At 67.4% G+C, this 26,792-nt stretch carries 30 protein-coding genes, 1 tRNA gene and 1 pseudogene; 15 read left to right on the forward strand and 17 right to left on the reverse strand.

Annotated features, from left to right (window positions below; genetic code table 11):
* The first annotated feature begins 86 nt into the window (after positions 1 to 86).
* The 3 genes from KY49_RS03135 to KY49_RS03145 all read left to right on the forward strand — a co-directional run bounded on the left by KY49_RS03135 (position 87) and on the right by KY49_RS03145 (position 1,943).
* Positions 87 to 392, forward strand: a complete 306-nt coding sequence (locus tag KY49_RS03135; protein ID WP_042584530.1) for a YkgJ family cysteine cluster protein — start codon at positions 87 to 89, stop codon at positions 390 to 392.
* Between the two features lie 60 nt (positions 393 to 452).
* Complete coding sequence (locus KY49_RS03140; protein ID WP_042583334.1) at positions 453 to 1,034, forward strand: DUF1439 domain-containing protein; 582 nt, start codon at positions 453 to 455, stop codon at positions 1,032 to 1,034.
* A gap of 78 nt (positions 1,035 to 1,112) precedes the next feature.
* Entirely contained in the window at positions 1,113 to 1,943 is an 831-nt protein-coding gene (locus tag KY49_RS03145) for an undecaprenyl-diphosphate phosphatase (protein WP_042583335.1), read from the forward strand.
* Positions 1,944 to 2,068: 125 nt separating this feature from the next.
* Here KY49_RS03145 and trmB read toward each other — a convergent pair whose 3' ends face one another.
* The 3 genes from trmB to KY49_RS34400 all read right to left on the reverse strand — a co-directional run bounded on the left by trmB (position 2,069) and on the right by KY49_RS34400 (position 3,976).
* Entirely contained in the window at positions 2,069 to 2,836 is a 768-nt protein-coding gene (gene trmB / locus KY49_RS03150; protein WP_042583336.1) for a tRNA (guanosine(46)-N7)-methyltransferase TrmB, read from the reverse strand.
* A 133-nt stretch (positions 2,837 to 2,969) separates the two neighbouring features.
* Positions 2,970 to 3,044 (reverse strand) — tRNA-Gly (locus KY49_RS03155).
* Positions 3,045 to 3,187: 143 nt separating this feature from the next.
* A complete protein-coding gene (locus KY49_RS34400) occupies positions 3,188 to 3,976 on the reverse strand; it encodes a hypothetical protein (RefSeq protein ID WP_052495602.1) in 789 nt (262 codons plus the stop codon).
* A 668-nt stretch (positions 3,977 to 4,644) separates the two neighbouring features.
* Here KY49_RS34400 and KY49_RS36815 point away from each other — a divergent pair.
* The 3 genes from KY49_RS36815 (at position 4,645) to KY49_RS03170 (ending at position 7,487) form a co-directional block, all read left to right on the forward strand.
* Positions 4,645 to 5,178 (forward strand): hypothetical protein, encoded by a 534-nt coding sequence (locus KY49_RS36815; RefSeq protein ID WP_156162417.1) that lies wholly within the window; start codon positions 4,645 to 4,647, stop codon positions 5,176 to 5,178.
* A 647-nt stretch (positions 5,179 to 5,825) separates the two neighbouring features.
* Positions 5,826 to 6,170, forward strand: coding sequence for a cupin domain-containing protein (locus KY49_RS03165; protein ID WP_042583337.1), 345 nt, complete (start codon positions 5,826 to 5,828; stop codon positions 6,168 to 6,170).
* A 147-nt stretch (positions 6,171 to 6,317) separates the two neighbouring features.
* On the forward strand, positions 6,318 to 7,487 hold the full coding sequence (locus KY49_RS03170; protein ID WP_042583338.1) for an enolase C-terminal domain-like protein: 1,170 nt from the start codon (positions 6,318 to 6,320) through the stop codon (positions 7,485 to 7,487).
* 59 nt (positions 7,488 to 7,546) lie between these two features.
* Here the strand turns inward: KY49_RS03170 and KY49_RS03175 are convergent.
* Positions 7,547 to 7,720 (reverse strand): annotated as a pseudogene (locus KY49_RS03175) (chromate transporter); the annotation flags it as partial.
* 4 nt (positions 7,721 to 7,724) lie between these two features.
* Positions 7,725 to 8,480, reverse strand: a complete 756-nt coding sequence (locus tag KY49_RS03180; protein WP_042583339.1) for a DeoR/GlpR family DNA-binding transcription regulator — start codon at positions 8,478 to 8,480, stop codon at positions 7,725 to 7,727.
* A 78-nt stretch (positions 8,481 to 8,558) separates the two neighbouring features.
* Between KY49_RS03180 and KY49_RS03185 the strand changes: the two genes are divergently transcribed.
* From KY49_RS03185 to KY49_RS03195, 3 genes are all read left to right on the forward strand, one after another.
* Positions 8,559 to 9,155 (forward strand): NUDIX domain-containing protein, encoded by a 597-nt coding sequence (locus tag KY49_RS03185; RefSeq protein WP_042583340.1) that lies wholly within the window; start codon positions 8,559 to 8,561, stop codon positions 9,153 to 9,155.
* Entirely contained in the window at positions 9,152 to 9,544 is a 393-nt protein-coding gene (locus KY49_RS03190; RefSeq protein WP_042583341.1) for an NUDIX hydrolase, read from the forward strand. The genes KY49_RS03185 and KY49_RS03190 overlap by 4 nt, the downstream gene beginning before the upstream one ends.
* Before the next feature lie 92 nt (positions 9,545 to 9,636).
* Complete coding sequence (locus tag KY49_RS03195; RefSeq protein ID WP_042583342.1) at positions 9,637 to 10,497, forward strand: SIR2 family NAD-dependent protein deacylase; 861 nt, start codon at positions 9,637 to 9,639, stop codon at positions 10,495 to 10,497.
* 28 nt (positions 10,498 to 10,525) lie between these two features.
* Here the strand turns inward: KY49_RS03195 and KY49_RS03200 are convergent, their stop codons facing one another.
* Positions 10,526 to 11,737, reverse strand: a complete 1,212-nt coding sequence (locus tag KY49_RS03200) for a S53 family peptidase (protein WP_042583343.1) — start codon at positions 11,735 to 11,737, stop codon at positions 10,526 to 10,528.
* Positions 11,738 to 12,140: 403 nt separating this feature from the next.
* Between KY49_RS03200 and crcB the strand changes: the two genes are divergently transcribed.
* Both crcB and KY49_RS03210 read left to right on the forward strand, forming a co-directional pair.
* The gene (gene crcB / locus KY49_RS03205; RefSeq protein ID WP_042583344.1) at positions 12,141 to 12,527 is read left to right on the forward strand and encodes a fluoride efflux transporter CrcB; all 387 of its coding nucleotides are present in this window, start codon (positions 12,141 to 12,143) and stop codon (positions 12,525 to 12,527) included.
* A gap of 24 nt (positions 12,528 to 12,551) precedes the next feature.
* Positions 12,552 to 12,908, forward strand: a complete 357-nt coding sequence (locus KY49_RS03210; protein ID WP_042583345.1) for a DUF190 domain-containing protein — start codon at positions 12,552 to 12,554, stop codon at positions 12,906 to 12,908.
* Here KY49_RS03210 and KY49_RS03215 read toward each other — a convergent pair.
* Entirely contained in the window at positions 12,905 to 13,468 is a 564-nt protein-coding gene (locus KY49_RS03215; RefSeq protein ID WP_042583346.1) for a YggT family protein, read from the reverse strand. The genes KY49_RS03210 and KY49_RS03215 overlap by 4 nt on opposite strands.
* Before the next feature lie 77 nt (positions 13,469 to 13,545).
* The gene (locus KY49_RS03220; protein ID WP_042583347.1) at positions 13,546 to 14,475 is read right to left on the reverse strand and encodes a Rossmann-like and DUF2520 domain-containing protein; all 930 of its coding nucleotides are present in this window, start codon (positions 14,473 to 14,475) and stop codon (positions 13,546 to 13,548) included.
* A gap of 429 nt (positions 14,476 to 14,904) precedes the next feature.
* Between KY49_RS03220 and KY49_RS03225 the strand changes: the two genes are divergently transcribed.
* A complete protein-coding gene (locus tag KY49_RS03225; RefSeq protein ID WP_042583348.1) occupies positions 14,905 to 15,201 on the forward strand; it encodes a hypothetical protein in 297 nt (98 codons plus the stop codon).
* Positions 15,202 to 15,293: 92 nt separating this feature from the next.
* Here KY49_RS03225 and KY49_RS03230 read toward each other — a convergent pair whose 3' ends face one another.
* Positions 15,294 to 15,965 (reverse strand): LysE family translocator, encoded by a 672-nt coding sequence (locus KY49_RS03230; protein WP_042583349.1) that lies wholly within the window; start codon positions 15,963 to 15,965, stop codon positions 15,294 to 15,296.
* Positions 15,966 to 16,008: 43 nt separating this feature from the next.
* Positions 16,009 to 17,565: a UbiD family decarboxylase gene (locus KY49_RS03235; RefSeq protein WP_042583350.1), complete on the reverse strand. Its 1,557-nt coding sequence runs from the start codon at positions 17,563 to 17,565 to the stop codon at positions 16,009 to 16,011.
* Positions 17,566 to 17,778: 213 nt separating this feature from the next.
* On the opposite strand from KY49_RS03235, the gene KY49_RS36820 reads away from it, so the two are divergent.
* Together KY49_RS36820 and KY49_RS03240 are read left to right on the forward strand one after the other, a co-directional pair.
* On the forward strand, positions 17,779 to 18,189 hold the full coding sequence (locus KY49_RS36820; protein ID WP_143136309.1) for a hypothetical protein: 411 nt from the start codon (positions 17,779 to 17,781) through the stop codon (positions 18,187 to 18,189).
* Positions 18,158 to 19,267, forward strand: coding sequence for a lytic transglycosylase domain-containing protein (locus KY49_RS03240; RefSeq protein WP_042583351.1), 1,110 nt, complete (start codon positions 18,158 to 18,160; stop codon positions 19,265 to 19,267). The genes KY49_RS36820 and KY49_RS03240 overlap by 32 nt, the downstream gene beginning before the upstream one ends.
* Before the next feature lie 151 nt (positions 19,268 to 19,418).
* On the opposite strand, the gene KY49_RS03245 is transcribed toward KY49_RS03240, so the two are convergent.
* The 5 genes from KY49_RS03245 to KY49_RS03265 all read right to left on the reverse strand — a co-directional run bounded on the left by KY49_RS03245 (position 19,419) and on the right by KY49_RS03265 (position 23,473).
* Positions 19,419 to 20,615, reverse strand: a complete 1,197-nt coding sequence (locus KY49_RS03245) for a pyridoxal phosphate-dependent aminotransferase (RefSeq protein WP_042583352.1) — start codon at positions 20,613 to 20,615, stop codon at positions 19,419 to 19,421.
* 59 nt (positions 20,616 to 20,674) lie between these two features.
* Complete coding sequence (nusB, locus tag KY49_RS03250) at positions 20,675 to 21,112, reverse strand: transcription antitermination factor NusB (RefSeq protein WP_010091646.1); 438 nt, start codon at positions 21,110 to 21,112, stop codon at positions 20,675 to 20,677.
* Entirely contained in the window at positions 21,109 to 21,624 is a 516-nt protein-coding gene (gene ribH, locus KY49_RS03255; protein ID WP_010091647.1) for a 6,7-dimethyl-8-ribityllumazine synthase, read from the reverse strand. The genes nusB and ribH overlap by 4 nt, the downstream gene beginning before the upstream one ends.
* Positions 21,625 to 21,678: 54 nt before the next feature.
* Positions 21,679 to 22,824 (reverse strand): bifunctional 3,4-dihydroxy-2-butanone-4-phosphate synthase/GTP cyclohydrolase II, encoded by a 1,146-nt coding sequence (gene ribBA, locus KY49_RS03260; protein ID WP_042583353.1) that lies wholly within the window; start codon positions 22,822 to 22,824, stop codon positions 21,679 to 21,681.
* A gap of 130 nt (positions 22,825 to 22,954) precedes the next feature.
* Entirely contained in the window at positions 22,955 to 23,473 is a 519-nt protein-coding gene (locus KY49_RS03265; RefSeq protein WP_042584533.1) for a DUF1993 domain-containing protein, read from the reverse strand.
* Positions 23,474 to 23,815: 342 nt separating this feature from the next.
* Between KY49_RS03265 and KY49_RS03270 the strand changes: the two genes are divergently transcribed.
* Positions 23,816 to 24,985: a GGDEF domain-containing protein gene (locus KY49_RS03270; RefSeq protein ID WP_042583354.1), complete on the forward strand. Its 1,170-nt coding sequence runs from the start codon at positions 23,816 to 23,818 to the stop codon at positions 24,983 to 24,985.
* A 25-nt stretch (positions 24,986 to 25,010) separates the two neighbouring features.
* Here the strand turns inward: KY49_RS03270 and KY49_RS03275 are convergent, their stop codons facing one another.
* Together KY49_RS03275 and ribD are read right to left on the reverse strand one after the other, a co-directional pair.
* Positions 25,011 to 25,646: a riboflavin synthase gene (locus tag KY49_RS03275; RefSeq protein ID WP_042584534.1), complete on the reverse strand. Its 636-nt coding sequence runs from the start codon at positions 25,644 to 25,646 to the stop codon at positions 25,011 to 25,013.
* A gap of 14 nt (positions 25,647 to 25,660) precedes the next feature.
* Complete coding sequence (gene ribD / locus KY49_RS03280) at positions 25,661 to 26,782, reverse strand: bifunctional diaminohydroxyphosphoribosylaminopyrimidine deaminase/5-amino-6-(5-phosphoribosylamino)uracil reductase RibD (protein ID WP_042583355.1); 1,122 nt, start codon at positions 26,780 to 26,782, stop codon at positions 25,661 to 25,663.
* Between the last annotated feature and the right edge of the window lie 10 nt (positions 26,783 to 26,792).

The raw sequence follows: 26,792 nt of genomic DNA on the forward strand, positions 1-26,792 counted from the left end.
CAATGCGGGGTGCGGCGGCCGGCCTCGAGGCGCGGCGCCGCGTTGTTGCCGTCGTTCCGTTCGAGAGAGCCGAGTTGTCCGTCGAAATGCCCGTCCGCCCGGCGCCTGCCGAAATTCCGCCGCCCCATGCATGCCGCGAGGCTTGCGGCGCGTGCTGCATCGCGCCGTCGATTTCCAGCCCGATTCCGGGGATGCCCGGCGGCAAGCCGGCCGGAGTGCGCTGCGCGCAGCTCGGCGACGACCTGCGCTGCCGGATCTTCGGCCGGCCCGAGCGGCCCGCGTGCTGCTCGGGGCTGCAGCCGTCGGCCGAGATGTGCGGCGCGTCGCGCGCCGACGCGCTCGCGTGGCTCGCCCGGCTCGAAACCGCGACGCAGCCGTCACAGCCGCGCTGACATCGGCATGGGCCCCCCGATCGATCAGGCGCCCATTTCGGCAAGCATAGGAGATTCAGCATGACCGCCAGCCGCGCGCCCCGTCGGCGCCGCTTCCTCATCGCATGCACCGCCGCCATCGGCGTGTCGGCGTCGCTCGCCGCGTGCGCGTCGACGTTTCCGTTCATTCCCGACCACTACACGTTCTCGCGCGGCGACGCGCAGAAGGCGGTCGCGCGCAAGTTCCCGTACCAGAAGACCGTCGCGCAGGTGCTCGACGTGTCGCTCGCGAATCCGGTCGTCGGCCTGCTGCCGGACCAGAACCGCATCGCCGTGCAGGTCGACGCGCACGTCGTGAGCCCGTTCCTGCGCGCGCCGGTCAACGGCAAGTTCACCGTTTCCGGGCAGCTCGCGTACGACGCGCCGAGCCGCTCGGTCGTGATCAAGGCGCCGGCCGTCGACAACCTGACGCTCGACGGCGACGCGCAGATGTACGCGCAGCAGATCGGCGCAGCCGCCGGCATGATCGCCACCCAGTTGCTGACCGACTATCCGATCTACACGTTCAAGCCGGAACAGCTGCAATTCGCCGGCGTGAATTATGAACCCGGTACAATCACAATTCTTACAAACGGCATACGCGTGGCGATCGTCGAGAAGTGACGATGCACTGCGCGCGGCCGGGCGGGCCGCGGCGGGTGCGTGGCCCATTTCTTCGACCACTTCGAAACTGGGCCACGGATGGACTGGATACTGATCTGCAAGACACTGATCCTCGGCGTCGTCGAGGGGCTGACGGAATTCCTGCCGGTGTCGAGCACCGGCCACCTGATCGTCGCGGGCAGCTTCCTGAATTTCGACGATGCGCATGCGAAGACCTTCGACGTCGTGATCCAGTTCGGCGCGATCCTCGCCGTGTGCTGGGAGTATCGGCGCCGGATCGCGTCGGTCGTCGCCGGGCTGCCGAGCCGGCCCGACGCGCGGCGCTTCGCGCTCAACGTCGTGATCGCGACGATTCCCGCGGTCGCGCTCGGCCTGCTGTTCGAGAAGAAGATCAAGGCGGTGCTGTTTTCGCCGGTGCCGGTCGCGTTCGCGCTCGTCGTCGGCGGCGCGATCATCCTGCTGGCCGAGGCGCGGCAGCGCGAGCGCGGCGAGGCGCCGCGCGTGCAGTCGGTCGATGCGCTGACGCCGCTCGATGCGCTCAAGGTCGGCCTCGCGCAATGCTTCGCGCTGGTTCCGGGCATGTCGCGCTCGGGCTCGACGATCATCGGCGGGATGCTGTTCGGCCTCGACCGGCGCGTCGCGACCGAATTCTCGTTCTTCCTCGCGATTCCGATCATCTTCGGCGCGACGCTCTACGAAACCGTCAAGGACTGGCACGCGTTCACGGTCGATTCGATCGGGCTGTTCGCGCTGGGGCTCGCGGCGTCGTTCGTCAGCGCGTTCGCGTGCGTGCGCTGGCTGCTGCGCTACGTTGCGTCGCACGATTTCACCGCGTTCGCGTGGTACCGGATCGTGTTCGGCCTGTTCGTGCTGCTGGTCGGATACAGCGGCTGGCTGAACTGGGCGTGACGCGGGGCGGCGCAGTCTGGTCCTGACGCCTGACGCGCGGTTCGGCGAGCCCAATGACGGACGGCCCGGCCGGCAGATGCCGGTCGGGCCGTCGTTGCTCGTGTGGCTTGCGTGACGCGCTGTGCTCAGCCTGCGCGCTTGCGGAAGATCAGGTCCCAGACGCCGTGGCCGAGCCGGATCCCGCGCCGCTCGAATTTCGTCACCGGGCGGTAGTCGGGGCGGGGCGCGTAGCCGTCGGCGGTGTTCTCGAGCGACGGCTCGGCGCCGAGCACTTCGAGCATCTGTTCCGCGTAGTTCTGCCAGTCGGTTGCGCAATGCAAGTACGCGCCGGGCTTCAGGCGCGACGCGAGCAGCTTGACGAGCGGCGGCTGGATCAGCCGGCGCTTGTGATGCCGCGCCTTGTGCCACGGATCGGGGAAGAAGATGTGCACGCCGTCGAGGCTGTCCGGCGCGAGCATGTGCTCGAGCACTTCGACCGCGTCGTGCTGGATGATGCGGATGTTCGTCAGGTCCTGCTCGCCGATCAGCTTGAGCAGCGCGCCGACGCCCGGCTCGTGCACCTCGACGCCGAGGAAGTCGTCGTCCGGGCGGTGCGCGGCGATTTCGGCGGTCGATGCGCCCATCCCGAAGCCGATCTCGAGGATGCGCGGCGCGTTGCGGCCGAACACGGCGCTCCAGTCGGGCGTTTCCGGCGTGTACGGGACGACGAAGCGCGGGCCGAGATCGTCGAGCGCGCGGCGCTGGCCGGTCGACACGCGGCCGGCGCGGGTCACGAAGCTGCGGATGCGGCGGCGGTGCAGCGGATTGACCGCGTCGTCGCCGGCGGCGGCTTCGTCGGGGATGGCGTCGTCGTGCGGCGGCAGGCCGGCTTCGTTCGGGTCGTCGTGCATCATCGGTGACAGAGAAAGGCTCGGTTGCGGGCGAGGGCCCGTGGCGCGGTTGCCGCGCCGGCCGGACCGGCGCGCGGTACAAAAAAGCCGCCTTCGACGAGGCGGCTGACGCGCAGGCTGCGATGCAGCCGGAAAGTGGAGCGGGCGATGGGAATCGAACCCACGTCATCAGCTTGGGAAGCTGAGGTAATGGCCATTATACGACGCCCGCAGAACGGGTGATTCTACATGGAATTCGGTCGCGGTGGCAACGGGCGGTTTCGGGTTGGCGTGAAAAAGTATCCACATCCGGATGTTTTTGCTTGGATTGCTACTGTCGCCGCTGACGTGGCTGGCATGGCACCGCCGACCAGGTCATCCCTTAATGTAGTGGACGAACAGGGTGACGTCTTGCTGACTCGGATTGACACCCAGTCCGGAGCCCCTCTGAACGGCGAAATCATCGCCGGTGATTTGCTTCAGCAATCGGGCAAGTTCTTTGGCTGCAGGTAAAGCGGAAGGCGCATAGTAGAACACGGTCGAGCGCTGCGCGAAGAAAGACGGCCGCTCGGGGCCTGGATATGAGCTGGACGTTTCGTGCAGGCCATATCCAGCTTCATGCAGTTTTGCGTTCAAGTTGATTCTGACGTCATCGCTCATCCCGAGAGTCTGTAGGGCGACGAGGTAGTCGGACTTGAGCGGTGCCGATGTCGCAGTACTTATGGAGGATTGCGCATTTTTGATGAACGGTCTGTTCGTGTCGATGGTATGTACGACATCGGACTGCACCTGTTGCACAGTCGCTTTCAATTGGTTGTTCGCGTGCTCCAGCTTCACGAATCTCTCTTTAAAGGCTGGATCCGCCAGCTTGGCATTGGCGTCCGCGAGCGTTTTGACGAGTTCGTCATTCTTTTTCTGCAGATCGGTGATGGTTCCGTGCGCCATCTGCAATGAGTTGTCCGAGGCCTGAAGCCGTGCTTTCCATTTGAGCCCGATAAAGCTTCCTTCCACGAATCCTGCATTTGTCAATATTTCATTGAATTGCTGGGGAAAGACGATAAGCAGCGCTGCCAGCACGAACAGTGCAGCATCCCTGGACAAAGCGATGAGATCCTTGCTCACGGAGATGAATGTGGAGATGCGCTGCGATTTTTCAGTGACCATGGCTTTTCCGGGATATTCGATTGGAAGCGGCTGGATTGAACAGATATGCCGCGGCCTGGCTGCGAAGCAATCTGACGGTTGTCATGCTTGACATCACAATCGGCGAGGCGGTCCGGCGATTATCGTTTGACGATATGAATCCATTGATTTTTTTATCGATGAGGAAGTCCGTTTTTCGTTCAACTGCAACAGCTTTGGCTGCGGGGTAACATTCGCATCACGATCGGGCGATGCTTGCCAATAGTTGGAGCGCCACACAGTGCGCTACGCGCGCGTCATACGACAGCGCATTCGAGTCCATCGCGTTCACGACTCTCTTCTTCTTGTGACTGTCGGCGCTCGAGGCTCAAAAAGTCTCAGGGCCGACACGTCGACGTTTGAACCATAGGAGCCCCCCTTCGAAATGACAAGGTGAGACGTTGTGATTGAGCGTGGTTGCGCGCTCAGTTGCCCCGTCGCGCCGGAGCGACATCAACGCCTATTTCCTACTCTACATGCCTTAACGGGCACTGTGCGCTTAGTGCGCCGTTGTTTACAAGCTATTCTTTGCTAGGCGACGGTGAGAAATGGGGGCAAGATCTAGCGTCAATACTTTTCTTTTTCCCCGTGCCATCGGAATACCAAGGTGGCTATGTCGGGTCAACAATAACCCAACGCATCAGCCTGCTATGAGTGTAAAAATAGAACCAGATCTACCCGGAAAATCCGAAGCGAGCCAAATGTTATGGCTTGGTTCGGCGTATGCGAGTGCCGCTAAAGTCCTAGTGGAATCGATGGTCGAAGATAAGTTTGATAAAAATCATGAAAATGTGAGGGTAATTCTTCATCTTTGTAGGCATGCCCTTGAGCTTTTTCTAAAAGGGGCGATTGGCTTGAGTACCGGGGATATTCCTCGAAATACGCATCGACTTGCGTCGCTCTTTGAGCAATACAAAATTCTGTATCCCTCCGGAAAGTATCAATTTTCGTTCCCTTTTCCGGATCAGTTGTTTTTCACAGATGATATGTTTCCGGAAACAATCGAATCGTTTCATAGGGCGCACGATCAAAGATTTCGATATCCATCTGATTCTAAAGGTAATGTTTTTGATGGTTTCGAGATCTTTGATCTCAGTTCTCAAGCGGAAGTTATAGCGGATTTTTGGCAGAGGCTGCACCTTATTGGCACGGTCATAGCATGGGGTGATACCTTCGATGCTTAGGGTAATTTGTGAGGAGCATTACTTCCGGGAAATGCGGTACAGGTTGGTATTCTGTGCGGCAGTGTCGATGATCGATGCGCTAAAGGGAAGGTGGATATTGTTTACGGCGCTGCTTTGATGGGTATCTATATCGGCAGTTTCTTGATATTGGTGCTGGTATGAAAACTGGCATCGCCGCCAATCCCGCATGAACGGCGGTTCTTCGTGGATCGAGGAGAAAACGTGATGTGAGAACGCGCGTGATTAGTGGTTTTGATTAACGCGCTGGGGCTTGGGAAGCTGAGGTAATGGCCATTATACGACGCCCGCAGATCGGGTAGTTCTACAGGGTTTGACGTGCGGATGGCAAGCGGGCGGTTTACGGCGGTGGCAGCGAAACTGGCATGGCTGGATCATGGAGCGGTGGCATCGCCGAAAATGGTCGTCAAAGATCGGCCAAAAATGGTCCGTCAACGCAATTTGCTCGATGGGTTGAACCCCGCAAATAGCTGGGGCCATTCCGCCCGAGCCAGGGGGCAACGAGCTGGCAGCGCGCTTGCAGGCGAGTCGGTGTCGAAAATTGACGAGTCGGTGTCGGAAGCGTACAAGCCCCGGTAACGCTTCCGAACTAACGTGACGGACCACTTACCCGATCGTTTGGAGCTGACATGTCCGATTTCATCACCGTTTTGCGCGAAACCTGCCCGACGCCGGTCCTTGACGCGACCAAGTGGAAGCGCATCGGCGGCGATCCGCACACCGTGAACCTCAACGCTTACGTCTCCAAGGACGGCAGCAAGATCATGGGCACGTGGATCTGCACCCCGGGCAAGTTCGAGGTGAACTACGAGAAATGGGAGTTCTGCCACTTCCTCGACGGCTACTGCATCATCACGCTGGAAGGCGAGGACCCGGTGCACCTGAAAGCCGGCGATGTGTTCGTGATTGAACCCGGCATGAAAGGGACCTGGGAAGTGGTGGAGACGGTGCGCAAGTACTTCGTCTTCGCCTGAGCGGGCTTGTAGGTTCGGCCACGCATATCGTTGTCCGGATACCTTCCCGGTTCGCGGCCTCTGTCATTGCGGCCCTTGCATGTTGCAAGGGCCCATACACATCAAAACATCGTAACCGTGGCCGCGGTTAGCGTAGGAAGCAGCACCATGCGCATCACCGACATCCGCGAACACTCGATCCCGGTCTCCCGCTACACCGATCCGGCGATGCCGTCCGGCGGCCTGACGACGAGCGTCGTGGCCGTGGTCACCGACGTGTCGCGCAACGGCAAGCCGGTCACCGGCTACGGCTACGCGTCCGTCGGGCGCTTCGCGCAGGGCGGCCTCATCCGCGAGCGTTTCGCGCCACGCCTGTTGAACGCGCCCGACGCGGCGCTTGCCGACGAAGCCGGCACGAACCTCGACCCGTTCCGCGCATGGCAGGCGATGATGGCCGGCGAAAAGCCGGGCGGCCACGGCGAGCGGTGCGTCGCGGTCGGCGCGCTCGACATGGCGATCTGGGACGCCGCCGCGAAGATCGCCGGCCTGCCGTTGTATCGCTTCCTCGCCGACAGACTCGGACGAAAAGTCGCCGTTTCACCGCACGTGCGCGTCTACGCCGGCGGCGGCTATCGCTATCCGCACGACGATCTTGCGCGCCTGTCCGACGAGCTGCGGCGGATCGCCGACCTCGGCTACACGCACGCGAAGATCAAGATCGGCGGTGTCGATCCCGATCAGGACCGCGCGCGCATCGAAGCAGCCGCGGCGCAGTTGCCGAGCAGCCGGCATCTCGCCGTCGACGCGATGAACACCTACGACGCGCACACCAGCTGCGCCGCCGTCGCGATGCTCGCGCCGTTCGATCCGTGGTGGTTCGAGGACATCTGCGACCCGCTCGATTTCGCGCTGCAGGCGGACGTCGCCGCGCGCTACGATCCGCCGATCGCGGCAGGCGAGGCGTTGTTCTCGCTCGCGGAAGCGAAGTTGCTCGCTCTGCATGGCGGCTTGCGCAAGGACCGCGACGTCCTGGTATTCGATCCGGTCCACTGCTACGGCCTGCCGGGCTATCTGCAGATCGTCGGCCATTTCACCGCGCGTGGATGGCCACGCGACGCATTCTGGCCGCATGGCGGCCATCTGTTCTGCCTGCACGTCGTCGCCGCGCTGGGCTTGGGCGGTGCGGAAATCAACCCGTTCGCGTTTCGACCGTTTCGCGGACTGGCTGACGGCGCGATGGTCGCAGCCGGCCAGGCGTCCGTGCCGCAGGCGCCCGGTATCGGATTCGAGTTGCATCGAGAAACGTGGGCAGCATTCCGGACCGCATTCGGCGGCTGATCGAAGCGGTATGGGCGGGGTCAACGGATGCGAGCCGTGTCGGCCTCAATGACCGGTCAGCCGATCAGCGTCGCGAGCAGCGAGCCGGGGCCGGGCGCCATCCGGGCGATCGCGAAATCGTTGACGAACTGCGTGGCGGTCATCCAGTGATGGACGTCGGCGGCCTGACGCTGGAGATCGGCGATGATCGCCTGCCCGCCGCCGATCATCGCGAACGACAGCGGCGCGAACACGCCGCTACGCGCGCACGACCGCCACGCCCGCCGCCTCGATCGGCTTCGTCAGCGCGGCGTCGGTCGCTTCCTCGACGACGATCGTCTGCGCGAGCGCGAGCTCGCCGATCACGAACGGCGACGCCGCGTTGAGCTTGGACGACGACGCGAGCACGACCGTTTCCGCCGCGCGTCCCGCCAGCGCGCGCTTGATGCCCGCTTCCTCGAAATTGCCGGTGGTCAGCCCGGCCGCCGGATGAACGCCCGTCACGCCCATGAAATACAGGTCCGCATGCACGCGTGCGATCGCCTCCATCGCCGCCGCGCCGACCGTCACGATCGAATGCTTGAACAACTGGCCGCCGATCAGGATCACGTCGACCGACGGATGCGCGACGAGCGCGACGGCGACGCTCGGACTGTGCGTGACGATCGTTGCCCGCAGGTCCGCGGGCAGCTGGCTCACCAGCAGTGCCGACGTGGTGCCGCCGTCGACGATCACGACCTGCCCCGGCGCGATCATCCCGGCGGCGCGCCGCGCGATGCGGCGCTTCGCGGCCGATTCGAGATCCTGGCGCTGCGCGAACGGCGCGGTCGCGGGCGACGCGGGCAGCGCGCCGCCGTGGACCCGCTGCAGCAGGCCTTCCGCGGCGAGCTCGCGCAGGTCCCGACGCACGGTGTCTTCCGATACGCCGAAGGTCGCGCTCAACTCGCCGGCCAGCACCTGGCCGTCGCGGCGGAGCATGTCGAGGATGGCTTTCTTGCGTTGCGTCGTCAGCATGATTTGCACGAATTGTCTTGATATTGCACAAATGTGCACGTTACCATCAGCGCCGTCATCTGTCGAATGGAGGCTGTCATGGCTGCAACGCAGGACCGGGTGCGCATCGTCGATACCGTCGTGCTGTCGGACGACTGGTACGTGCTGAAGAAGGTGACGTTCGATTTCCGCCGCCGCGACGGCACCTGGCAGCGGCTCAGCCGGGAGACCTACGACCGCGGCAACGGCGCGACGATCCTGCTGCGCCACGCCGCGACCGGCAACGTGCTGCTGACGCGCCAGTTCCGGATGCCGGCGTTCGTGAACGGGCACGACGGGATGCTGGTCGAGACCGCGGCCGGCCTGCTCGACGACGCGACGCCGGAAGCGCGGATTCGCGCGGAAGCCGAGGAGGAGACCGGCTATCGCGTGCGCAACGTCCGCAAGGTGTTCGAGGCGTTCATGAGCCCGGGATCGGTCACGGAGAAGCTGCACTTCTTCGTCGGCGAATACGACGCGTCGCTGCGCACCGGCGACGGCGGCGGGCTGGCGGACGAAGGCGAGGACCTGGAAGTCGTCGAGATGCCGCTCGAGGCGGCGCTGCAGGCGATCGCGCGCGGCGAGATCGTCGACGGGAAGACGATCATGCTGCTGCAGTACGCGGCGTTGCAGGACGCGGCGGGAGGGAGCGAATGACGCCGCAACTCATCCTGGTGGCCGGCCCGTACCGCAGCGGCACCGGCGGCGACGCCGCCCGCATCGCCGCGAACCTCGCGCGGCTCGAGCAGGCGGCGCTGGCCGTCTATCGGCGCGGGCACGTGCCGCTGATCGCCGAATGGGTGTCGCTGCCGCTCGCCACGATGGCCGGGTCGAAGCAGGTCGGCGACGCGATCAGCGAGACGTTCCTGTATCCGGCCGCGCACCGGCTGCTGCACCGCTGCGACGCGGTGCTGCGGATCGACGGCGAATCGCGCGGCGCGGATGCCGACGTGGCGCTCGCGCGCCGTCTCGGCAAGCCGGTCTATCGCTCGCTCGACGACGTGCCGGCCGCGACGCCCGAAGCACGCGGCGACGGCGGCCCGTGACGCCACGGCGCAGGAGTCGCCACGCGCGGCGCGTCGGCGTATGATCGCGACGGCGCAAACCCTGCCGCCCCGCACCCGACCACCGAACCCTCATGCCGTCCCTCGATCCCGCCTGCGCCGGCGAACCGCCGCTGCCTGACTCCCTGATCGCCACCGCCGTTGCCGCGCTGTCCCGTGCCGATGCGCTGCTCGTCACGGCCGGCGCCGGCATCGGCGTCGATTCCGGCCTGCCGGACTTCCGCGGCACGGACGGCTTCTGGCGCGCGTATCCCGCGCTGCGCCACGAGCGCTTCGAATTCCACGAGATCGCCTCGCCGCAGGCGTTTCGCGCGCGGCCGCAACTCGCGTGGGGCTTCTACGGCCACCGCCTCGGGCTTTACCGGGCGACCGTCCCGCACGCGGGATTCGCGATCCTGCGCCGCTGGATCGACGCGATGCCGAACGGCGGCTTCGTGCTGACGAGCAACGTCGACGGGCAGTTCCAGAAGGCCGGCTTCGATCCGGCGCGGATCGTCGAGATCCACGGCTCGATCCACCGAATGCAGTGCCTGCGTTCGTGCACGGACGACACGTGGACGGCGGACCCGTTCACGCCGGTCGTCGACGAAGCGGCCTGCCGCCTCGTCGGCGACCTGCCGGCCTGTCCTCACTGCGGCGGCATCGCGCGGCCGAACATCCTGATGTTCGGCGACGCCGGCTGGATCGGCGCGCGCTACGACGCGCAGGAGCGCGCGCTGGAAGACTGGCTGGCCGGGGCCGGGCGCGTGGCCGTCGTCGAAGTCGGCGCGGGCACGGCGATTCCGACCGTGCGGCTGATCAGCGAACGGGTCGGCGCCGACGTGATCCGCATCAACGCGCGCGAAGCGCACGCGCGGCGCGCGGACGTGATCGGCCTGAAGGGCGGCGCGCTGGCGACCCTGACCGCGCTCGAGCGCGCGTGGCACGGCGGCTGACCTGCACCGCCCGCCGCCGGCTGCGCGCCTATGGCCGGGCGACGAGCGCCTGCACGAGCGACGGCGCGAGCGGCGAACCGAGGCCTGTCACGTAGTCGTAGCCGCCCGCGGCGGTGCAGATCGCGCCGCAACTGCCGTTGGCGCCGGTCGTCACGTCGTGATAATTGCTGCCGTAAGCGGCTTTCCCGGCCGCATACAGCGCGTCGTACGTGCCGCTCAGCCGTGCCTTGCCGGCCGCCGCGCGCAGCGAATTCGCAATCGCGACGAGCGCCGACCATTGCGGCGCGCCCGCGCTCGTGCCGCCGACCTGGAACCAGCCCGACTGCCCCTGATAGGTGACCGAATCGTAGACCGCGAACCCGCTGGACGGATTCGCGTCGTAGCTGACGTCAGGCACGCCGCGCTTGCCCGCGACCGGAATCGGCCACGCGGACTGTCCGGCGGGCTCGGCTTCGCCGCTGCTCACGCCGCCGCCGCTGCCGCTCCAGGCTGCCTCGCCGACATAGTTGCCGTACGGATCGGTGGACAGCGTCGTGCCGCCGACCGCGACCACGTACGGCGACGCCGCCGGGTATTCGGTGCCGGTGCCGCTGTCGCCGGACGACGCGACGAAGGTGACGCCCGGCGCGCCGAAGTGGCCGTCGAAGCCGGATTCGCCGCTGAACTCGTTGCCGCCGAAGCTCATCGACACGACCGACGCGCCGCGTTGCACCGCGACGTCGACCGCGGCCATCAGGTCGTTGAAGCTGGCCGACGCGGCCTCGACGAGCACGATCTTCGCCTTCGGCGCGATCGCGTGCACCCATTCGACGTCGAGCGCCATTTCGAGCGACCAGCCGGCGTCGCCCCGGGGCCGGCTGCCACGCGCGTACACCTTCGTGAAGCAGCCGTTGGACGTGGTGCAGGGAGGCAGCGAGAACGCGTTGCTGAACACGCCGAGATCGGATTCGATCCGCGGGTCGTCGTACGCGTCGACGATCGCGACGACCATGCCGTCGCCCTGGTTGGCGATCGCGTCGAAGCCGTATGCGTGGCGCGCGAGCGCGGGCGTGAGCCCGGCGACCGTGGCCGTGCTCGCGCGCGGCTTCGTGTGGAACGGCGGACGCGCAAACCCCTTCGGCGCGCGGTTGCCTTCGACGTAGGACGGCGGGCCGCCGCTTTCGGCGAACGCGACGGCCGACGTGAGCAGCGACATGCACAGCGCCGGAATCAACATGGACGACAGGCGGATATTCTTCATTTTCGAGTCTCCATGTCGAATGGAGTGGATGGGCGAATGAAGTCTAATAAATCGGCGGATTCAATTGCGTGAAATATCGGCGAAATTCGGGAATGTCTGATGAGGGAAAATACGTGGAGGGCCGAGGAGAGCGGCCCGTACGGGGCTGAAGCGAGAATTGTTCAATCGGGCTCGCGGTATTTGACGATCGGTCGTTAATCGATTTTTTAGAATGAATTTGTAATATCCAGCGTAATGCGCGGGAAAAGATGAATATCCGTCCGCGCGCACCCGAGGCATCATTCGGCAAACGCCGATCCGGCCCGTGCGCATTGCCGGCGCGGCGCGAATCCGCATACAGTTCAGCGTGTCCTGCAAGCGTCGCGCATCGGGCGTGGCGCCGCATCGTCAGCGAGGCATTTCCTTGTTCTATTCGATCGTCGCGATCTTCGTCGGGGCCGGGCTCGGCGCGCTGCTGCGCTGGTTCCTGAGCCTCGCGCTCAACGAATTCTTCCCCGAGGTGCCGCTCGGCACGCTCGCCGCGAACCTGATCGGCGGCTACGTGATCGGCGTCGCCGCCGTCGTGTTCACGATGCGCGCGGGATTGCCGCCCGAGTGGCGGCTGTTCGTGATCACCGGCTTCCTCGGCGGGCTGACGACGTTTTCGACGTATTCGGTCGAGGTGATGACGCACGCGCTGCAGGGCGAGTTCGGATGGGCGTTTGCGGTGGCTGCCCTACACTTGATGGGATCGTTCACGTTGACGGCCCTCGGCATGTGGACCGCGCGTGCGTGGCTGGCCGCGGCGTAAGCGCGGCCGGCATCGGAGGCGGCGATGGACAGGATTTTCTTGCGCTTCTACGTTCACGAGCAGCACCGCCTGCACTGGAAACCGCTGTGGGAATGGCTGCTCGAGGAAGGGCGGCGGATGGGCGTCGCGGGCGGGTCGGCGTTTCGCGCGATGGCTGGCTTCGGCGAGCACCGGGTGCTGCACGAGGACCGCTTCTTCGAACTGCAGGGGTCGCTGACGATCGAGGTCGAGTTCATCGTCACCGACGACGAGGCGCGGCGCCTGCTCGAGCGGCTCGGCCAGGAGAAAGTGCGGGCGTGCTACGCGATGATTCCGGCGCGCTTCGGCGTGATCGACACGCTCGGCGCGCCGGCGGCGCAGGGGCGGGAAGGCGCGTCTTAGATGCTGAACAGCATGAGCGCCGCGGCGGCGCGCGACACGATCATCAGCAGCACCTGCACGATCACGAACAGCAGGATCGGCGACAGGTCGAGGCCGCCGAGATTCGGGATCACGCGGCGCAGCGGATTGAGGAACGGCGCGGTCAGCTGGTAGAGGATCGGCATCGCCGGCGAGCGCGGGTTCAGCCACGACACCAGCGCCATCAGGATCGTCATCCAGATCACGAGATAGAGCACCCACTCCACGACGTGGAGCAGCGCGGCGACGACGATCGTCGGAATCAGCCCGAGCGGGTCGACGCCCGCGATCAAGACCAACAGCACCACGTATACGAGCGCCGTCAGCAGCGCGGCGACGATGCTCGCCCAGTCGATTCCGCGCACGCCGGAGATCACGCGGCGCAGCGGCAGCACCAGCCAGTTGGTCGCCTGCAGCACGGCCTGCGTGACGGGGTTGTACGGCGGCACGCGCACGGCTTGCATCCAGACGCGCAGGATCAGCGCGGCGCCGAACAGCGTGAAGAGGGTATTGAGCAGAAAACGGGCGATCTCGCCGAACATCGTTGGCTTCCTTTTTTATACGGTCGGGTAGCGTGCGGCCGCCAACGCCGGATGGCGGCGCATCGGCCGACACCTTATCACGCCTCGTCGTGCGACGGGGAGGGGCGCGCCGCCGCGCGCGCGAGCGACGCTTCCACGGCATCCGCGAGCGCAGGCAGGGCCGCGGGCGGGGCCGCGCGCTTCGCGGCGAGCGCGACGGCGCGGCGGGTCAGCAGCGCGTAGAGCGTCGCGTGATCGCCGCCACGCGCTTCCAGCAGCGCGAGCTGGCGTTCGACGACGCCGGTGTCGCCGCGCGACACGGGGCCCGAGAGCGCATTCGAGAGACCCTTGTCGCGCGCGGTCTCGATCGTGCGGGCCAGCATCGGCAGCAGCGCGCGCAGCGCGGCGTCCTCGTCGAAGCCGAGCGAGCGCCACAGCTCGACCGCTTCGGCGAGCCCGCACAGCGCGAAGCTCGCCGCATAGTGCGCGGCCGCGTGGTAAAGCATCCGGCCGCCCGCCGGGATCGACAGCGGATGGCAGCCGAGCGCGGCCGCGAGGCGCACGAGCGTCGCGTGCAGCGCGCCGTCGGCCTCGATCGTCACCGAGCAGCCGTCGATGCGGGTCAGGTCGGCGTCGCCGCCGCCGAACAGGTACAGCGGATGGAAGCCGCCCGTCGCTGCGCCTTGCCGTTTCGCCGGGTCCAGCAGGCCGACATCCGACGCGCCGCTGCAATGCACGAGCGCCTGCCGCGCGGCGCGCGACGCATCGAAGCGCAGGCCCGCGGCGCTCGCCGCGAGATGGTCGTCGGGGACGGTCAGGAAGATCAGGTCGGCCGCGTCGATGACTTCCTGCGGCGTCGCGACCGCGCGGCAGCCGTCGAGGCGTTCGGCGAGCGCGGCGGCGGAAGCCGGCGTACGGCTTGCCACCGCGACCACGGGAAAGCCGGCCTGCGCGAAACGCTGCGCGACGCAGCGCGCGAGGCGGCCGGCGCCGATGAAGCCGAGACGGGGCGTGACGGGGAGAGGCATGGCGGTCGACGAGGCAAAAAACGGGAAGCCGCCAGTATCGCAGGAATGGCGACGCGCTCGCGGCAGCCGCGTTTCAGCGCCACGCCGCGATCCGGCCCCGAGCGATGGCTTCGCGAACTGTCGGACTCTTGTCTCAAATTTGTAATCGTTGATTACGACGCTTCGCGCGCGGCGCGCACGGCGATCGGTAAGATTGACCTGACGAAACCGCTTCCGCTGTCCGGTCTGACGGATTGCCGCGATCGGCGGCGGCCTCCGGAGGCCCGTCGCGCCGCGCGGCGCGGGGCTCGCGCGCGGGCGCGATTGCAATTTGCAACAAATGCCCGACACGGGGATTCCGGGTTTTCGCTACATTGCATGCATGCGACGTGCATGCCCGCCGTTGCCGACAGGAGCGCCTGAAATGATCGCTCCAGCAGGAGAATCGAAGTGAAAAAGCTCGTTCCGTTCATCGCCGCCGCCGCGCTGGGCCTGGGTGCCGCAAGCGCCGCGCAGGCCCACGTGTCGATCGGGGTCGGCATCGGGATTCCGGTCGCGCCCGCGTATCCGGTCTATGCGGCGCCGCCGCCCGTCTATTACGCGCCGCCGCCTCCGCCTGTCTATTACGCACCGCCGCCGGTCTACTATCCGCCGCCCGCCGTGGTCGTCGGCGGCTACGGCGGCTACTATGGCCGCCCGTACTGGCGTCATCACGGCTACTACGGCCACGGCTACTGGCGTCGCTGATTGATTCCCGCGCGGCTCGACCGCGCGTGGTGAACGGCGCAGCGTCTCGTGACAGGACGCTGCGCCGTTTTTTGCTGGCGCGGCGCGCTGGGTCAGACCGCGTGGGCGATCAGGTCGCGATAGCCGCCGACGATCACGCTGTACGAGAAATACGCGAACAGCAGCGCCGACGCGACATGGCAGGCGCGCATCAGCCCCGCGCCCGCGCGCTTGCGGCCCTGGCTCGCGAGCGTGCACATGAAGAGGGTCCACGCGAGGCCGCCGAGGAAGAAGCCGGACAGGAACACTGACGCGGTCGCCGGCGTGGTCGCGCCGGCCTTCGCGATCAGTGCGCCGCCGACTGCCGCGAACCACAGGATCGCGCTCGGCGACGACATCGCGAGCAGCATCCCGCGCATGAAGCTGCGTCGCGCGCCCGCACGGGGCGGCGCCGTGTCGTCCGCGCCGTCGTCGCCTGGCGCCTTGGCCGGCGCCAGCGCTTCGCGCGCCATCTTCCACGTCAGGAACAGCAGCACCGCGCCGCCGCCGATCCACACCACCCAGCGCACCGCGTCGAACTGCAGCAGCACGGCCATCCCCGCGAGCGCGAGCGCCGCGTAGACGAGATCGCCGACGCACGAGCCGACGCCCAGCCAGAATCCCGGCCGGAAGCCGTGCGACAGCGTGAGCGACAGCATCGCGACGTTGACGAGGCCGATGTCGAGACACAGCGACAGCGACAGGAAGAATCCGTCGGACAGCATCGAGGCGGGTGGAAAGCTCATCGTTGTTCTTCTGGCGGTTTCGGGAGTCGGGCGGCGCGCGGCCTCACAGGCCGAGGTCGCGCCAGAGCTGATCGACGCGGGTCTTCACGGCCGCATCCATCTCGATCGGGCGGCCCCATTCGCGGGTCGTCTCGCCGGGCCACTTGTTGGTCGCGTCGAGCCCCATCTTCGAGCCGAGGCCGGCGACGGGCGACGCGAAATCCAGGTAGTCGATCGGCGTGCTGTCGACCATCACGGTGTCGCGCACCGGATCGACGCGCGTCGTGATCGCCCAGATCACTTCCTTCCAGTCGCGCACGTTCACGTCCTCGTCGACGACGACGATGAACTTCGTATACATGAACTGGCGCAGGAAGCTCCAGACGCCGAACATCACGCGCTTCGCATGGCCCGCGTAGCTCTTCTTCATCTGGACGATGGCCATCCGGTAGCTGCAGCCCTCGGGCGGCAGGTAGAAGTCGGTGATCTCCGCGAACTGCTTCTGCAGCAGCGGCACGAACACCTCGTTGAGCGCGACGCCGAGCACCGCGGGCTCGTCAGGCGGCTTGCCGGTGTAGGTCGAGTGATAGAGCGCGTCGCGGCGCATCGTGATGCGCTCGACCGTGAACACCGGGAACCACTCCTGCTCGTTGTAATAGCCGGTGTGGTCGCCGTACGGCCCTTCGAGCGCGTGCTCGTACGCGGCGGACGCGCTGTTCGCCGGGCGCGGCGGCGCGCCGGCGGGGGCGGGCCCGGGCGTGCCGTCCTGCGGATAGATGAAACCCTCCAGCACGATCTCCGCGCGCGCGGGCACCTGCAGCGCGTCGACGCCGGGCGTCAGGCACTTCGCGAGCTCGGTGCGGCTGCCGCGCAGCAGGCCCGCGAACTGGTATTCGGACAGCGAGTCGGGCACCGGCGTGACCGCGCCGAGCGTCGTGGCGGGGTCCGCGCCGAGCACGACGGCGACCGGATACGGCTTGCCGGGGTTGCGCAGCGCGAATTCGCGGAAGTCGAGGGCGCCGCCGCGATGCGCGAGCCAGCGCATGATCAGCTTGTTGCGGCCGATCAGCTGCTGGCGGTAGATGCCGAGGTTCTGGCGCGGCTTGTTCGGCCCGCGCGTGACCGTCAGGCCCCACGTGACGAGCGGGCCCGCATCGCCCGGCCAGCAGGTCTGGATCGGCAGCCTGGCGAGGTCGACGTCGTTGCCTTCCCAGACGATCTCCTGGCACGGCGGCGACGACACCGTCTTCGGCGCCATGTCCCACACGGCCTTCGCGAGCGACAGCAGCTTGCCGGCGTCCTTCAGGCTGCGCGGCGGATCGGGCTCCTTCAGCGCGGACAGCAGGCGCCCGAGGTCGCGCAGCGACGCGAGCGCGGCGTCGTCGCCCGCATCGACGCCCATGCCGAGCGCGACGCGCCGCGGCGTGCCGAACAGGTTGCCGAGCACCGGGAACGCGTAGCCGGGCGGCGCATCGAACAGCAGCGCGGGGCCGCCGGCGCGCAGCACGCGGTCGCACAGCTCGGTCATTTCGAGTACGGGCGACACCGGCTGCGTGATGCGCCGCAGTTCGCCGAGCGCCTCGAGGCGCTGGATGAAATCGCGTAAGTCTTTGTATTTCATGAACAAGGTCCGGGCCGCCCGCATGGTCGGGCGGCGATGGGCGGGCGCAGCGGCCGGCTGCGGCCCCGAATCGACCGACGATTTTACCCGGCCGGTCGCGCAACTGCCCGGCCGAGAAAAAAGTCGACGGCGCGCAAACCCCTTACGGCAAGGGGCTTGAGCTTCTGAAGGGGGCTTTATAATTACTTTTTGTTATGATTTTGACATTTTATAGTGTTGACGATCTATAAAACCCTGTTAGAATCCGCTGACATTGGTTGCAGGGTACAAGGCTTCAAGCCGCCAATCACCGATCCTTTGACGCAGCGCGTCACCGTCTGCCGAAACCTGCACGGCCTGTCCGACGGCTCTAGTCGTAGTCACAGCCAGCGCCTCCTGACGCTGGTTTTTTGCGTGAGTGCCACCGCGTTTGCCCGCCTTCATATGGATATGAAGGCGTCGGCCCTGTCTTGCCGTGGCCTCGAACGGTACTTATACCGTTTCTCCGATGCCTGCCGTCCAGACCAGACGTGCGGCGTCGTGATTCCGCGGCGCATTCTGTCTCGCCATCGAGCTGAGCGAGCCGCACGAATCATGTTCATGGGAGATCTGAATGAACGCTTGGTTATCGTGGCGTCCCAATGAGCAGCATGCACAAATCGTGCGCGATATGCTGCGTCGCGGGACGCGTGTCAGTCACCACTTATTCAGCGTCGTAGGCTGTCTCGCTGTTGCGATTGCGCTTGCCCTCTGGCTGCTGCCAACCGCGCGCGGCACGCTCGCCGCGAAGCTGATGCCGGTCGTGTCCGCGGCCGTGCAGGCCGGTCCGGCGCGTTTGCTGACCGGCCATCCGCTGCCGAATTTCGCGCCGGCCGGCGCGCAGCCGCAGCAGGACGACGGTCCGGAAACCGACGCGCTTGCGGTCGGTCTCGATGTCGCATCGGACGCTGTCGCGCAGAACGACGCGGCCGATGCGTCCCGCAACAGCCCGTCGCCCGTTACGCTCGCGAAGATGATCCCGGCCCAGCGCGTCGCCGCCGATGCGCGCGACGACCGCTCGCTCGCGTCGAACCGCCAGCAGGCGCTCGTCGCCACCTACCTGTCGCGCCGCTACCGCGTCGCGCAGGAGCCGGTCGGGCAACTCGTCAAGGCCGCGTTCCAGACCGGCCACGACATCGGCCTCGATCCGCTGCTGCTGCTGTCCGTGATGGCGATCGAGTCGGGCTTCAATCCGTATGCGGAGAGCGGCGTCGGCGCGAAGGGCCTGATGCAGGTGATGTCGAAGGTCCATTCCGACAAGTTCGAGTATTTCGGCGGCACCGACACCGCGCTGCAGCCGCTTGCCAACCTCCAGGTCGGCGCGCTCGTGCTGAAGGACTGCATCGCGCGCGGCGGCTCGCTCGCGAGCGGCCTGCGCCTGTACAACGGCTCGACGAACCCGGAGGACAACGCCTACGGCTCGAAGGTGATGGCCGAGCGCGGACGCCTGCGCGACGTCGCGCGCGGTCGCAGCGTGCCGATCAATGCGCCGCAGGCGCCGGCGAAGCCGATCGTCACCGCCGCGATGACGGCGGCGGGCGGTGCGAAGCGCGTCCACGCGACGCTCGAAGCGGCCCAGCCGCTGACGGCGAAGACGGCCGCGCCGAAGGCGCAGCAGCAGGACGATGCCAGCGTCGATACCGCGAAGCAGCCGCACGGCGATCACGCGGAGCTGGGCGCGTAACGCGAGCAGCATCCCCGCCGGAAACGAAAAAGCACCCACTGGGTGCTTTTTTCGTTTCTGCGTCGGCAAATAGCGGGTTTCTCGGCCGGGCTCGCCTTGACGTGCGCCGCCGCGCTTCGGCTCGCGCCCGCGCGGCGATGTGCGCGGCCGGTCAGCGCAGCCGGAACAGCGTCGCGAGCCGCTCGACCGCCTCCTCGAGGCGCGAGTAGGCGGTCGCATAAGACAGCCGGATATAGTCGCGCGGCGCATGGACGCCGAAGTCCATGCCCGGCACGAGCACGACGCCGGCATCGTGCAGCATCGCCTGCGTGAGCGCCGCGCTGTCGCCGGCCGCCGGATGCGCGACGCCGCCGCAATGGGCGTAGACATAGAACGCGCCGTCCGGCATCACGGGCACCGTGAAGCCGAGCTGCCCGAGCGCCGGCGCGATGAAGTCGCGGCGCCGCTTGAATTCGAGGCGGCGCGCTTCGTAGATGTCGAGCGTGGCCGGCTCGAAGCACGCAAGCGCCGCGTGCTGCGCGAGCGCGGACGGGCAGATGAACAGGTTCTGCGCGAGCTTCTCGAACGTGCCGACGAGCGCAGGCGGGACGACCAGCCAGCCGAGCCGCCAGCCGGTCATGCTGAAATACTTCGAGAAGCTGTTGACGGTGACCACGTCGTCGCCGAACGACAGCGCCGACACGGGCGGCGCGTCGTAGCTGAGCCCCTGGTAGATCTCGTCGACGATCGTGAAGCCGCCTCGGGCGCGCACCGCCTCGACGATCCGCTTCATCTCGTCGGGCTCGAGCGACGTGCCGGTCGGGTTCGACGGCGACGCGAGCAGCACGCCGCGCGTCCTGTCGCCCCATAGCCGCCGGACGTCGTCCGCGGTGAGCTGGAAGCGCGCGGCCGGACCGCTCGGCACGAGCACCGCGCGGCCTTCGGCCGCCGCGACGAAGTGCCGGTTGCACGGATACGACGGGTCGGGCATCAGCACCTCGTCGTCGCGCCCGACGAGCGCGAGGCACGCGAGCAGGAGTGCGGCGGAGGCGCCGGCGGTCACGACGATCCGCTCGGGGCTGACGGTGATGCCGTACGCGCGCGCATAGTGCGCGGCGATCGCCTCGCGCAGCGGCGCGATGCCGAGCGCGCTCGTATATTGCGTGACGCCCTGGCGCAGCGCCGCGGCGGCAGCCTCGACGACCGGCTCCGGCGCGGTGAAGTCCGGCTCGCCGATGCCCATGTGGATGACGTCGCGGCCGGCGGCTTCGAGCCGCTGCGCCTCTTTCATCAGTTCCATCACGTAGAACGGCTGGATCGCGTCGACGCGCGCTGCGAGCGTGACGAGCGAATCGGCGGTGGTATTCATCGGCGGGTCGGGGGAGGGGAGCGATAAAAAAAACGGGCGCATGCGCGCCCGTCGGAGGATCAGCCGTTGCGGCGCGCCTGCGTTTCGGCGGGGCGCAGCTTGGCGGCGAGCTTGTCGAGCACACCGTTCACGTACTTGTAGCCGTCGGAGCCGCCGAACGTCTTGGTCAGCTCGACCGCTTCATTGATGATCACGCGGTACGGCGTTTCGACGTGGTGCGTGAGCTCGAACGTCGCGATCAGCAGCACCGCCCGTTCGATCGGGGAGAGTTGGTCGATCGGACGGTCGAGGCACGGCGTGAGCGCTTCCGCGAGCGTTGCGTGCTCGCGGATCACGCCGTGCAGGATTGCGTCCAGCAGGTCCTTGTCGGCCTTGTCGTAACCCAGCGCGCCGCGCAGTTGCGCGTCGATCTCGCCTGAAGACGCGTTCGACAGCAGCCACTGATACAGGCCTTGCGTCGCCAGCTCGCGCGATTGTCGGCGGGCGCTCTTCTTCATGCGCGCTCCTCTTCGTCGTCTTCGTCCTCTTCTTCGTCTTCCTCGTCGCCGAGCTGGTCGAGCGCCATCGTCAGATTGGCCATCTCGACCGCGACGCGCGCCGCGTCACGACCCTTTTCGGTCATGCGCGCGACGGCCTGCTCGTCGGTGTCGGTCGTCAGCACCGCGTTCGCGATCGGCAGGTTGAAGTCGAGGCCGATGCGGGTGATGCCCGCGCCGCTCTCGTTCGACACGAGTTCGAAGTGGTAGGTCTCGCCGCGGATCACCGCGCCGAGCGCGATCAGCGCGTCGAACTGGCCGCTTTCCGCGAGCTTCTGCAGCGCGAGCGGGATTTCGAGCGCGCCCGGCACCGACACCAGCAGCACGTCTTCGCCGGAGACGCCGAGGCGCTCCAGCTCTTCGACGCACGCATCGGCGAGGCCGTTGCACACGGGCTCGTTGAAGCGGGATTGCACGATGCCGATACGCAGGCCGTCGCCTTCGAGATTCGGTTGGTATTGTCCGATTTCCATGATCTTTGTCCGTGGTGTGGATAAGCGGTTATAAGGCGAAAATGCCGTGACGGGTTACGCGTGCGGCGCCGAGCCGCAGGCCTTGGCTTCGCCGCCGGGCATCGGCACGAAGCCCGTGACTTCGAGGCCGTAGCCGGACATGCTGCCCAGTTTGCGCGGATTCGACAGCACCTGCATCTTGCCGACGCCGACATCGCGCAGGATCTGCGCGCCGATGCCGAACGTCTTGAAATCGACCGGCCGGCGCTTCAGCGCCGCGGCCTTCTCTTCTTCGTCGAACGCCTTGAAGACGTCGACCAGATGTTCCTTCGTGTCGCCGCAGTTGAGCAGCACGATCACGCCGTGGTCGCGTTGCGCGATCTCGCGCATCGCGGCGTCGAGCGTCCACGAGTGCGTCGAGGTGCCGGTCTCGAGCAGGTCGAGCACCGACAGCGGCTCGTGCACGCGCACCGGCGTGTCGACATCCGGCGACGGCGTGCCGCGCACCAGCGCGATGTGCGGCGAGCCGGTCGGCTGGTCGCGGTACAGCACCGCGCGGAACGTGCCGTGCGCGGTCTGCATCGTGCGCTCGGCGACGCGCTCGATGATCGACTCGGTGCGGCTGCGGTAGTGGATCAGGTCGGCGATCGTGCCGATCTTCAGCCCGTGTTCCTTCGCGAACTCGATCAGGTCGGGCAGGCGCGCCATCGTCCCGTCGTCCTTGATGATCTCGCAGATCACCGCGGCGGGCGTGAGGCCCGCGAGCGCGGTGAAATCGCAGCCGGCCTCGGTATGGCCCGCGCGCACGAGCACGCCGCCCGGCTGCGCCATGATCGGGAACACGTGGCCCGGCTGCACGATGTGCTCGGGGCGCACGTCGTGCGCGACCGCCGTCGCGATCGTATGCGCGCGGTCGGCCGCCGAGATGCCGGTCGTCACGCCTTCGGCCGCTTCGATGCTGACCGTGAAAGCGGTGCCGTATTGCGTGCCGTTGCGGTACGTCATCAGCGGCAGATGCAGCTGCTTGCAGCGTTCCTGCGTCAACGTCAGACAAATCAGGCCGCGGCCGTACCTGGCCATGAAGTTGATCGCTTCCGGCGTCACGAATTCGGCGGCGATCACGAGATCGCCTTCGTTTTCGCGATCTTCTTCGTCGACCAGGATCACCATCCGGCCGGCTTTCAGCTCGGCAATGATGTCGGGCGTGGAGGCGAGCGTCATAAGGGGGCGAGAAAGGAGAAAGTGCGTATTTTACGCCAGCCGGACCGGGTTTCGGCTGGCGCGGGCGGGGCCGGCCGCGGAACGGGTCCGGCACGGCCGCCGCGCCGCCCGGACCAGCGGCCGGGGCGCGTCACATGCGGCCGTCGCGGCCGCCGAGAAAATCGAGCTTGCCGAGTTCGACGCCGTTGTGGCGCAGGATGTCATACGCGGTCGTCACGTGGAAGAAGAAGTTGGGCAGCACGAAATTCAGCAGGTACGACTGGCCCGAGAATTCGAGCGGGCCGACGCGCATCTTGAGCACGATCTCGCGCGTTTCCGAGCCGTCGATCTGCGCCGCGTCGAAGCCGTTCAGGTAGTCGATCGTCTTCTGCAGGCGTGCGTGCAGCTCGTCGAACGTCTGCTCGACGTCCGGGTAGCTCGGGATCTCGACGCCCGCGAGCCGCGCGGCGCAGCCCTTCGCGGTGTCGGTCGCGATGTAGACCTGGCGCACGAGCGGCGCCATGTCCGGAAACAGCCGGGCGCCGATCAGCACCGACGGATCGATCTGCTTTTCGGCCGCGTGCGCCTGGGCTTTGCCGAGGATGTGCTGCAGGTTGGTCAGGCCGCGGATCAGGACAGGCACCGAGGCCTGGTACATCGAAATGGACATGGGCGTTTCCTCGAAGGGGACGATCGTGCGCGCGCCGGCGCGCGATGGCATGGTGCAGCGGGAGCGGTGCAATGGCCGCTGCAGCATCATAGCGCGCCGGCATCGCGCGTGCGCGACGCTGGCCGAACGGCCAGGGCCGGCGTGCGCAGGGCCGGACGGGCGAGTCGCGACCGGCAGTCCGTACCGGGTAGAATGCGCGCACCACCACCGCCTCGCCGGCGGACAGACCACAACGCCGGGCTGCGTATTGCCCGCGCCGACGGCCATCACGCCACCGGTTTCGCGCGCCGATGGCGGCGCGCGCGACGGCGCTTGGCGATTTCGATCGGATGCTCCCCGGACATGTCGACTCCCGCCGTTCTGCTGCTCGTCCTGCTGATCAATTGCGTCGCGACGTCGGCGGTGCTCGGCTCGCTGTGGCGCGCCGACGTGCCGGGCGTGCGCCGCTGGCTCGCGTCGCAGGCATTGCTCGCGATCGCGGTCGGCGCGCTGCTCGCCGCGCCGTCGTCCCCGATGGCCGTCCCGGTCGCCGTCGTGCCGTACGTGTGCGCGACGCTCGCGATCCTGCAGGGCTTCCGGCAATTCTTCGGCGTGCGGCCCGTGTATCGGACGGAGCTGGCCGCGGCCGCGCTGCTGGTCGCGGCGGTCGTCTGGTGTGCATGGGCTGGAGCGCCGTCGAACCTGCGCGTCGTACTTGTGTCCGTGATTGCCGTGTACGTCCGTGTCGCGATCGGCTGGCTCGCGTATCGCCGGCGGCCCGCGCACCGTCCGGCGTTCGCCTACGGCTTCGTGTGGGTGGTCGCGACTGCCGGCGCGATCGTCCAGTTCGCGCGCGGCGTCGCGTTCGCGCTCGGGCACGGCGGCGACGCGTCGCTGCTGCACGCGACGCCGTTGAACGTCGCGTTCGTCGCACTTGCCGTGCTGAGCCTGTCGTGCCTGTCGATGGGCGTCGTGATGCTGGCGCACGACCGCATCGCGGAACGCCTCGAGCGGCTTGCGACCGTCGACGGCCTGACGGGCGCGCTGATGCGCGGGGCCTTTCTCGAGCAGGCCGAACAGCGGTGCGGGCGCGCGGCGCGTGCCGGCTCGCCGCACTCGCTCGTCATCGTCGACCTCGACAACTTCAAGGCCATCAACGATCGCCACGGCCATGCGGCGGGCGACCAGGCGCTCGTGCATTTTGCGGCGGTGATGGCGGGGGGCATCCGGTCTCGCGACCTGTTCGGGCGGCTGGGCGGGGAGGAGTTCGCGGTGCTGTGCCCCGATACGCCCGCGGATGAAGCGGCGCGCGTGATCGATCGCCTGCGCGCATCGCTGGCGGGCGCCGCCGCCGGATCGACCCGTGGCGGCGTCAGGTTCACGTTCAGCGCGGGTGTCGCCGAGCGCGTTGCCGGCGAGCCGCTGTCGCAGTTGATGGCCCGGGCCGATGCCGCACTGTATGCGGCGAAGGCGGCAGGGCGCGACCGCGTGACCGTCGCCGCGCACGCGCAGCGCGCCGACGTGGCGGCCTGACGCGCGGCGGACGACGCCGGGTGAATCAGTCCTGCGGCGTGCCTGCCGAAGGCGACGTCGACAGCATCCGCTCGACGTAGCGCGCGATCATGTCGATTTCGAGATTCACCTGGCTGCCTGCCCGCAGGTGACGCAGCGTCGTGACCTCGACCGTATGCGGAATCAGGTTGATCGAGAACTCGCAGCCGTCGGCGCGGTCCGCAACCGAGTTCACGGTCAGGCTCACGCCGTTGACCGTGATCGAACCCTTGTACGCGAGATAGCGGCCGAGCTGGCGCGGCGCGACGATGCGCAGCTCGTGCGACTCGCCGACCGGCGCGAAGTGCGACACGGTGCCGAGCCCGTCCACGTGGCCCGACACGATGTGCCCGCCGAGCCGGTCGTGCGCGCGCAGCGCTTTCTCGAGATTGACGTCGCCCGGCTCCGCGAGGCCGACCGTGAGGTTCAGGCTCTCGCGCGACACTTCGACGTCGAACGCGTCGGCGGTCTTCTCGATCACCGTCATGCACGCGCCCTGGATCGCGATGCTGTCGCCGAGCGCGACGTCGGCGAGGTCGAGCCCGCCGGCTTTCACGGTCAGGCGCACGCCCGCGTCCGGCGATGAGCCGAGCGGCTTGATCGATTCGATGCGGCCGACGGCCGCGACAATTCCGGTAAACATCGTGACGATTCCGTTCAATGAGAGGCGGTGGGCGGCGCGAAGCGCGCCAGGATCCGCAGATCGTCGCCGATCCGCTCAATGCTGTGAAATGAGAGCCGCGCGCGCGCGTCGAGACTTGCCGGCGCGGCGAGATCGAACATGCCGGTCGCGTCGGCGCCGAGCAGGCTCGGCGCGAGGTAGACCAGCAGTTCGTCGACGCAGTGCTCGCGCAGCAGCGAGCCGTTCAGCTTGTGGCCCGCCTCGACGTGCAATTCGTTGATGCCGCGCGCGCCGAGCGCCGTCAGCATGCCCGGCAGGTCGACCTTGCCGTGCGCGTTCGGCAGCGGCACGATTTCCGCGCCGCGCGCCTTCAGCGCCGCCGCGCGCGCTTCGCCCGCGGCGTCGAGCCGGCCGCAGAAGATCAGGAGCGGCGCGCCTTCGAGCAGGCGCGCGTCGAGCGGCAGCTCGAGCCGGCTGTCGACCAGCACGCGCCGCGGCTGGCGCGGCGTGTCGATGCCGCGCACGGTCAGCTGCGGGTCGTCCTCGCGCACGGTGCCGATGCCGGTGAGGATCGCGCACGCGCGCGCGCGCCATGCATGGCCGTCGAGCCGCGCGTCGTCGCCGGTGATCCACTGGCTCTCGCCGGACGGCAGCGCGGTGCGGCCGTCGAGCGACGCGGCGGTCTTCATCCGCACCCACGGGCGGCCGCGCGTCATCCGCGACACGAAGCCGATGTTGAGTTCGCCCGCTTCATGCGCGAGCAGCCCGCAGCGCACGTCGATGCCCGCGTCGCGCAGCATCCCGAGGCCGCGCCCCGACACCTGCGGATTCGGGTCTTCCATCGCCGCGACGACCTTCGCGACGCGCGCGTCGATCAGCGCGTTCGCGCACGGCGGCGTGCGGCCGAAGTGGCTGCACGGCTCGAGCGTCACGTAGACGGTCGAGCCCGCGACATCGTGGCCGCGCGAACGCGCATCCTTCAGCGCCTGCACTTCCGCGTGGTCCTGGCCGGCCGGCTGCGTGAAGCCTTCGCCGATCACGTCGCCGTCCTTGACGATCACGCAGCCGACCCGCGGGTTCGGCGTCGTCGTGTACATGCCGCGCGCCGCGAGCGCGAGCGCGCGCTGCATGTGGGCGAAATCGGTATCCGAAAACATCCGCGCGGCC

Source organism: Burkholderia sp. MSHR3999 (assembly GCF_000833595.1).
GTDB lineage: Bacteria > Pseudomonadota > Gammaproteobacteria > Burkholderiales > Burkholderiaceae > Burkholderia > Burkholderia ubonensis.